At 77.9% G+C, this 5,537-nt stretch carries 5 protein-coding genes; all 5 read right to left on the bottom strand.

The genetic code is table 11. From position 1 onward, the window contains the following. A partial coding sequence (locus ABD994_RS30745) for a tyrosine-protein kinase domain-containing protein (RefSeq protein ID WP_345425377.1) occupies positions 1 to 1,395 on the bottom strand: 1,395 nt, incomplete at its 3' end. Then, a complete protein-coding gene (locus tag ABD994_RS30740) occupies positions 1,392 to 2,879 on the bottom strand; it encodes an O-antigen ligase family protein (protein WP_345425374.1) in 1,488 nt (495 codons plus the stop codon). The genes ABD994_RS30740 and ABD994_RS30745, both read right to left, overlap by 4 nt. Beyond that, positions 2,876 to 4,042, bottom strand: coding sequence for a glycosyltransferase family 4 protein (locus ABD994_RS30735; protein WP_345425371.1), 1,167 nt, complete (start codon positions 4,040 to 4,042; stop codon positions 2,876 to 2,878). The genes ABD994_RS30740 and ABD994_RS30735 overlap by 4 nt, the downstream gene beginning before the upstream one ends. After that, positions 4,039 to 4,806, bottom strand: a complete 768-nt coding sequence (locus ABD994_RS30730; protein WP_345425368.1) for a class I SAM-dependent methyltransferase — start codon at positions 4,804 to 4,806, stop codon at positions 4,039 to 4,041. Before ABD994_RS30730 ends, ABD994_RS30735 begins: the two co-directional genes overlap by 4 nt. Next, positions 4,799 to 5,537, bottom strand: a 739-nt coding sequence (locus ABD994_RS30725) for a hypothetical protein (protein ID WP_345425365.1), incomplete at its 5' end; no start/stop codon positions are given. The genes ABD994_RS30730 and ABD994_RS30725, both read right to left, overlap by 8 nt.

Here is a 5,537-nt window from a genome sequence, read left to right as displayed (position 1 = left end):
CGGACGGGCGGGGGCCTGCCGTGCGGACGCCTGCCGCGCGAGCCGCGCCGCGCCGACGTCGAGGCCGAGCGGCGTGGCGCGGTAGCCGTCGTGGCCGGCGGGACCGCGCTGTGCCGGGGCGTGCGACAGCACCGAGCCCAGGACGCGCGCGGCGACCGTGTCGAGCGCGGCCACCGCGGCCTCGACCTGCGAGCCGGCGGTGGTGCCGGCGCGCCCGACGAGCAGCGCGCCGTCCGAGCGGCTCGCGAGCACCGCGGCGTCGGCGACCGGCAGCAGCGGCGGGGCGTCGATGAGCACCAGGTCGTACTCGGCGTGCAGCAGCGTCAGGACCTCGCCCATCTGCCCCGAGGACAGCAGGTCGGTCGGGTCGGGCGGCAGGGTGCCGCAGACGACGACGTCGACCCCGGTGGCGCCCCAGCGCTGCACGACGTCGCCGAGGCGGGCGCGGCGGCCGAGCACGTCGGTGAGCCCGACGTCGGCGACGAGGCCGAGGCGGTCGGCGATGGTGGGGCGGCGCAGGTCGCCCTCGACGATGGCCACCCGCCCGGCACGGGCGAACGCGGCGGCCAGCGCGCACACCAGCGTCGTCTTGCCCTCACCGGGCACCGCGCTGGTGACCGTCACGAGCTTGTGGGGGCGGTCGACGTCGGCGAACTGCAGGTTGGTGCGCACGCGGCGCACGGCCTCCCCGAAGGCGGCGTCCTCGAGGGGGGCACCCGCCGTCACGGGCAGCGCCCCGAGCGGTGCCCCGCCGGCGAGCTTCGCGAGCTCGGCGGCGTCGCGCAGCGTCGTGTCGAGCGTCCCGCGCACCAGCGCCAGCGCCGCACCGCCGACGAGCCCGACGACGAACCCGACGACGAGGTCGACGGGGACCGACGGGCGGACCGGCTCGGTCGGCGCGGTGGCCGGGTCGACCACGTTGACGCTCACCGCGGGCGGGCTGCCCGGCACCCGCGAGGTCTCGAGCTCACCCACGACCGTCGTGAAGCGCGCGGCGATCGCGTCGGCCAGCGCGGCGGCCTGGGCGGGGTCGCCGTCCTCGACGGTGATCGACATGATCGTCGAGTTGGACGCCGTGGTGACGGCGACGTCCTCGGCGAGGTCGGTCGCGGCGCGGCCGGGCGCGAGCTGCTCGGTGACCGGGCCGAGCACGCGCTCGGACACCACGACCTGCGAGTACGAGGTGACGCGCTGCTGGGACAGCAGGCTGCCCTGGTACGCGGTGAGCGCGTTGCCGCTGCCGTCGGCGGCGGAGACGAACAGGCTCGTGGTCGCGCTGTAGGTGCGCGGGGTCAGGAAGGCGACGGCACCGGCGGCGAGGAGGCCGACGAGCACCCCCGCCACCAGCAAGAGCCAGCGCTCGCGCAGCGTGCGCAGCATCGACGTGACGGTCACGGACGGACTCCCCCGGAGGACGCGGCGAGCCCCGTGGGGATCGCCTCGGTGTCGGTGGACCGGGTGGGCGAGAGGGCGCGCATGCCGGCGATCACCGCGAACGGGACGTAGAGGTAGAGGTCGGTGAGGTGGTTCTCCACCGTCCCGACGAGCAGCCAGGTGGCGGCGGAGATGGCCATGACCAGAGGCAGCCCGCTGCCGGCCCGCCGCAACTCGACGGTCGGGCTCCGCTTCGCTGCGCCTCCCAGCACGGCGACGTCGGCCGCGACGAGCGCAGCCGTGGCGAGGAAGCCGAGCAGCAGCAGCGCACCGCCGGCGGCGAGGAGCTGGAGCCAGATGTTGTGGCCCTGCACCGCCACCTCGAGGCCGATGCCCTGCACGGGCGCGTGCGCGAAGTCCGCCCACGCCTGGGCGCCGAGCTGCTCGCGGACCTGGTTGCTCATGGCGGCGCTGTCGGCGCCGGCCAGGCGCAACCGCTCGGCGGCACCGCCGACGAGGTCGGGCGCGGAGACGACGACCACCACCGCGACGGCCGCGGCCAGCACGGCCAGCGGGGCCAGCCACGGCCGCGAGCGCCGGCGCAGCGCGAGGGTCACGAGGACGGCGGCGACGGCGGCGACGAGCCCGCCGCGCGACTCCGAGACGACCAGGCCGCCGACCATGACGAGACCGGCGGCCGCCCACCCCGCGGCCGGCCACGCCGTGCGGACGCGCGTGAGGCGCCAGACCACCACGGGCAGGGCCAGCGCGGTGGCGACGGCGAGGTGCGTGGGCTGCACGGTCAGGCCGGCCTCGCGGCCCCCGACGTCGACGAGGCCGCGCAGGCGGAGGCTGACGTGGGTGAGGCCGGCGTCGTCGGTGAGGGCCACGGCCGCGCTGACCGCGGCGCCCAGCGCCCACGCCGAGGCGAGCCGCCCGGGCAGGCCGGGGCGCAGCGGCGCGGCCAGGCAGACCGTCAGCGGCAGGGCGACGGCCGCGACGAGCCAGCCGATCGCCGTGACCAGCCCCGGCCACCCCGCCTCGGTGTGGGCCACCAGCTCCGCCGGCACGAACCGCGCGGCCAGGTAGCCCGGGCTCGGCGGGTGCACGAGCGTCGCCAGCGCGACGACGGTGATCGTGCCGCCGAGCACCCACACCCACGCCGGCACCACGACGCGGCGGCGCAGTACCAGCGCCCGGGTGCCCAGCAGCAGCAGCGCGAGGGCGAGCATCACCGGACCCGGCTTGAGGCCCGCGAACACCACCGCGTTCCAGGGCACCGTCGCCACCGCCCCGACGAGCAGGCCGACCCCGAGGGCGTCGACCCCGCGGGTGGCCACCACGAGCGCCGCGACCGCGACGAGCACCAGCGCGGTGAGGGGGACGGCGGGCGGCAGGCCGGTCAGGTCGCCGAGCGCGACGAGACCGGCCGCCAGCACCCCGATGCCGAGCAGGGCCGGCACGGCGGCGCGCAGGTCGACCGCGCTCCTCGTCCGGGCCGTCACCCGCCGGTCACCGCCAGGGCCCGGAGGTCGATCGCGTCGCGGTACACCTCGGTGATCGCCCCGACCCACGACGCCGCGGAGTACATCTCGGCGGCCACGACCCGGCAACGGTGGGCGAGCACGTCGTGCCGGGCGAGGACGGTGTCGAGCGCCGCCGCGACCTCGGTGGTGGTCGGCGTGCGCCCGACGACGACGCCGGTGCCGTAGCGCGCGATGTCGTCGGCGGCGCCGTTGCCCGCGCACGCGACCACGGGCGTCCCGGCGGCGATGGCCTCGAGGTAGGTCAGCGGCGGCCCGGCCTCGGGCCACTGGCTGGGGACGAGCACCCCGCGATAGTGCCCGGGCAGCGCGCGCACGACGTCGTGCGGGAGGGCGCCGAGGAACGCGACGTCCGGCCCCGCCGCCGCCTTCAGCTCCGCGGCCTGCTCGCCGTCGCCGACGACGTCCAGCCCGCGACCGGCGGGCCAGGCCGCCAGCAGCTCGGCCAGGCCCTTCTCCCCCGACAGGCGCCCGGCGAACAGCCAGCGCTCCTGGCCGTCCCGGGCCGCGGGGGCCGGCGGGTCGGGCACGAAGTTCGGGACGACCGCGAAGCGCTCCCGCCCGACCCCGGCGCCCGCGTACTCGTCGATCGTGCGCTCGGAGATGGCGACGAGGCGGTCGGCGCGGCGGACCACCGGGTGCACCGGCGCGCCGCCACGGTGCGCGACCGCGAGCGGCAGCGTCGCCAGCCGCGACCCGTGGTAGCAGCCGTGCCGCACGCCCGACCAGGGCGACCCGACGACGCAGTCGGTGCACCGGCGGCCCTCGCGGGTGAGCGTCCCGGCGGCGCAGAGCGGACGGAAGTTGTGCAGCGTCGCGACGAGCGGGCCCTCCCAGCGGTCCAGCCACCGGGTGCCGAAGTGCGGGTACAGGTTGTGCACGTGCACGACGTCGGGGGCCGCGCCGGCGAGCTCCGCGGTGGGGTCCGGGCCGTGGCCGGTGATCGTCGTGACGGCCGCCTCCACGGGCCACGTCGAGCGGGCCATGCGGTCGTCGGAGTGCTGCGCGACGACGGTGACGTCGTGCCCGTCCGCGCGCAGCGCCGCGACCTGCGCCGTCACCGCGACGTTCTCGCCGCTGGGGACGTCGGAGCGGTAGAAGCCGTGGACGATCGCGATCCTCACGAGGTGGTCCTCTTCTGCAGGAACACGAGGTGCATCGACCGCGCCGGCGCGGGGGTGACCGCCGCGAGGCGCCGGAACGCCGTCCACGCCAGCGCCGACCGGCCGGCGTAGGCGGGCTCGCTCTCGTGCGTGTAGCCGCAGTGCGCGAAGCGCGACGGCGGGAAGTACCGGCGCAGCGCCGCGGTGGTGTTGAGCCGGTAGTGCGTCGGGAAGGTGTCGCGGGCGTCCTTGGCCGGCTGCACGCGGGCGAGGACGGCGTCGTGCAGGCGGTTGGGCACCATCCGCGCCGGCACCGCGATCGCGCCCCAGCGGTTCGGGGTGCGCGCGCAGATCCAGCCGCCCGGGCGCAGCACCCGGTGCAGCTCCCCCGCGGTCCACGCCGGGTCCTCGACGTGCTCGAAGGTGTAGTCGGAGACGACCAGGTCCACCGAGGCGTCGGCCAGGGGGAGCGCCTCGTCGGGGGCCACGACGTGGGCGGCGTCGAGCCCGGGGTGGTCGAGCACGGCGTCGTCGACGTCGACCCCGACCACCGTCCGCCCCGGCGCGCGCAGGTCGCGCAGCTGCCGGTGGAACGGCGAGGGCTCGGTCTCGAAGAACTGCCCCCGCCCGGCGCCGAGGTCGAGCACGACGTCGGGGTCGGCGAGCCCGTCGAGCAGGGCGTTGACGCGCAGGTAGAAGGCGATCGTGCCGTCGTGGCGCGAGAACCCGCCCGCGGCCAGCTCGGGGAGGTCGCGGCGGCGGCGGGCCGCGAGGGTGTCAGGCAACGGGGGCCTCCACGGGGTCGTCGTCCCGGCCGTCCGGGGACGGGGCCAGGCGGTCGAGGGCGGCGTCGAGGGCGGCGGCGACGGCCGCGGGGTCGGTGGTGGCGGCGTCGACGAGCGCGGTGAGGTGCAGCGCGCCGCCGATCCGCGTCAGGTAGACCGTCACGCGGCGCGCACCGCGCGGGACGGCGCCGGCGACGACGGTGCGCGGGCCGTCGGCCCACGGGAGGGACTCCCAGCCCGGGTCGTGCCCGCGGTCGGCCCAGCCGAGGGTCGGCACGGCCTCGCCCGGCGTGCCGGGCACCGCGCCGAGGGCGGCCCGGACGCGCCAGCGGGCGTTGGTCAGCAGGAACTGCAGCAGCGGCAGCCCGTCGTCCAGGGCCGCGCGGAGGTCCCCGGACGGCGTGGCGGCGTCGCCGGGCAGCGCGACGGAGGACACGAGGTTCCCGGCGACGCCCCGGTCGCCCCGCAGGTAGCGGCGCAGGTCGACCGGGACGGCGATCCGGTCCACGACGACGTCGCGCTCGCGCAGCGCGGCGACCGTCGCGTCCAGCAGCGCCGTCGACACCGAGCGCCCGGGCGCCTCGCGGTCGCGGCGGCGGCGTATCTCGCGCAGACGGTCCGCGGGGACCACGCGCACGACGGGCACGAGCTCGGTGGACGGGGCGGTGGACCCGGGGTGCGCCGCGGGGGCGGGCCGGCGCCGTTCGGCGGCGATGCGGCCGACCGCGCGC

It is taken from the genome of Actinomycetospora chlora, assembly GCF_039542135.1.
GTDB lineage: Bacteria > Actinomycetota > Actinomycetes > Mycobacteriales > Pseudonocardiaceae > Actinomycetospora > Actinomycetospora chlora.
Note: the sequence above shows the minus strand (reverse complement) of the source record. Positions and strands in the feature narration are given on the sequence as shown.